Source organism: Streptomyces sp. NRRL WC-3549, assembly GCF_000721935.1.
Classification (GTDB): domain Bacteria; phylum Actinomycetota; class Actinomycetes; order Streptomycetales; family Streptomycetaceae; genus Streptomyces.
In genome coordinates, this window is the sequence record NZ_KL585399.1 from 90,376 (window position 1) to 92,996 (window position 2,621).

1 protein-coding gene is annotated in these 2,621 nt (G+C 78.9%); it reads right to left on the reverse strand.

Annotation, left to right across the window (positions count from 1 at the left end):
* Window positions 1–427: 427 nt before the first annotated feature.
* Window positions 428–2,593, reverse strand: a complete 2,166-nt coding sequence (locus IH13_RS0115320; protein ID WP_031084756.1) for a primosomal protein N' — start codon at window positions 2,591–2,593, stop codon at window positions 428–430.
* Window positions 2,594–2,621: the final 28 nt, after the last annotated feature.

Consider the following 2,621-nt stretch of genomic DNA (forward strand, 5'->3'; position numbering starts at 1 on the left):
AAGCAGCCGGCCGCGGCGGGTGCTCCGGCCGCGCTGCCCGTCGTACCGGCCGCACGCTCCATGCCGCCCCAGCCCGTGCCGCCTCTCGCACCGGACCGCCCGGCACCCCGCGAGGAGCTGCGCCCCGGCGCCTTCCCGGGCCCGCGCAACGGCTGACAGGCCCGTCCAACGGCTGACAGGGCCCGTCCAACGGCTGGCAGGCGACGGGCCGCGGTGTGCGGCGGCGGAGCGGGCGGTACTTCTACCGGGGCGCGTGCCGCCCCGGACCCGGCGGCGGCGTGGCGGGCGGGCCACCGCGGCCGGCGACGAGGGTGCGGACGGACCCTGGCACGCTCGGGCCGCACGGAGCGGGCCGGCCGGCCTGCTCGGCCCGCGTACGGCCGTCGGCCCGGCGGCCCGCTCGGCGGGCGGGACCCGGCACGGCGCCTCAGCCGATGTCCGGCGGGTCGATCCTGATGCGTACCGGGTCGGCGTTCCCCCGGGCGGTCCGCGCCGCCGACGCCGTCTTCAGCGCCGTGGCGAGTGCCGCACCCCGCCCCGGCGGCACCCTGACCAGAGCCCGCTCCCAGGTCTCGCCCGGTGGGGCGTCGCCCGGCCTGCGGGGCCGCCCCTCGGCCGTCGTGGGCACCGGCACGGGACCCAGCACCTCCGCCTCGGCCGGCAGCTCGACCGCCGTCAGGAACGCGGCGAGCGCCTCGGGCGGGCCCGTCACCGCCGCCATCCGGGACACCGGCGGGAAGCCCAGCTCGGCCCGTTCCGCGAGCTCGCGGCGGGCGTGTCCCACGGGGTCCCAGCGCACCAGCGCCTGGACGGGTCGCAGGGTCGGCTCGGCCACGATCACGACCGTGCCGCCGTCCGGCTGCCCCCGTACCAGCGCGGCGGCCGCCGTCCAGCGCCGCAACGCCTCTTCGCCCGCCCGCAGGTCGGGGCGGCCCACCATCGCCCAGCCGTCCAGCAGCAGCGCCGCCGCGAAGCCGCCCTCGGCCACCGGTTCGGCACCGGGCGTGCTGACGACCAGGGCGGGCTGGTCCGGTACGGAGTCGAGTACGTGATCGCGGCCCGAGGTCCGCACCGGGACGTCCGGGAAGGCCCGGCCCAGCTCCTCGGCGGTCCGGCGGGCCCCGACGATCTGCGCTCTGAGCCGCAGGCCGCCGCAGGCCGGGCACTGCCAGGACGTCTCGGCCGTCCCGCACCACGCGCAGTCGAGGTCCCGCTGGTCCCTCGCCTGCAGCGGGCCCGCGCAGTGCCGGCACCGCGCGGGCTCCCGGCAGCGCTCGCAGGCCAGCCGGGGGACGTACCCCCGGCGCGGCACCTGGACCAGTACGGGGCCACGGCGCAGCCCGTCCCGTACGGTCTGCCAGGCCAGGCTGGGCAGCCGGGCCGCACGCGCCGCCTCGTCCCGCGCCAGCTCGCCGTCGTCGACCGTCCGCACCAGCGGGGCGGCGGCCCGCACCCGATCGCGGTCCGCGCGCAGCGGGAGCGCCCAGCCGCTCTCCACCAACTGGGCCGCTTCCACGGTGCAGTTGACGCCACCGAGCAGGAACGCGCACCTGCTGTGCGCGGCCCGCAGCTCCAGGACCTCCCGGACGTGCGGGAAAGGGGCGTGGTCGTCGCTGTGGCTGGAGTCGCCGTCGTCCCAGACGGCCACCAGGCCCAGGTCGGCGACCGGCGCGAACATCGCGGCCCGGGTCCCGACCACCGCCCGGACCGACCCACGCCGGACCGCGAGCCACTGTCCGTACCGCTTCTCGGGCCCGGAGTCGGCGGTGAGCAGCGCGTGGTGCCCCTTGCCCAGCAGTGCGGTGAGCGCCGCGTCCACCCGCCCCGCGGTCCGGCCGTCCGGGACGACGACGAGCGCGCCCCGGCCCGAGGCGAGGGTCGCGGCGACGGCCCGGGCGGTCTCCTCGGGCCAGTGCGGTCCCGGCAGCGCGGTCCACACCGCCCGGGGCGCCCCGCCCTCGGCCAGCGCCCGCAGGAAACCGGGGCCCTGCTCGTACCGTTCCCACGGGCCGGGCGAGGGGGCGGGAGGCGGCGGCAGGGGCGCGGGCGACGGCCTGCCCTCGGCCCTGCCGTTCCTTGGGGGTACGGCGAGCTGGAGCACGTCGGCGAGGCTGCCCGCGTAGCGGTCGGCGACCGCGCGGGACAGGGCGAGCAGCTCGGGGCCGAGCACCGGTTCCGGCGAGACGACGTACGCGAGGGCCGCGAGGGCGCCCTGGTAGTCGGACGAGGCGCGCCGCTCGACGAGGAACCCGTCGATGAGTCCGCCGCCCTCGCGCCGCCCGCCCCGCACCTGGCGCCCTCCGGCACCGAACCGCACCCGGACCCGGACGCCGGGCCGTGCGTCGGCGTCCAGCTCCCGCGGTACCGCGTAGTCGAAGTACTGGTCGAGGTGGAGGGCGCCCTTGTTGACCAGGACCCGGGCGACGGGCAGCTCCTCGGCGAGCTCGGCGCCCCGCCAGGTCCGGGGCTTGGCGCGCGGCACCTTCGCCCGGCGCACGGTCTCCCGGATGAGCGCAAGCTGCTCGGGCGCCCCGGCGCCGGTCTCCCCGGACCGGGCGCCGGGCTCCCCGGGCCGCTCGTTCTCGCTGCTCACAGCACCCTTCCTACGTGTATAAGAGACA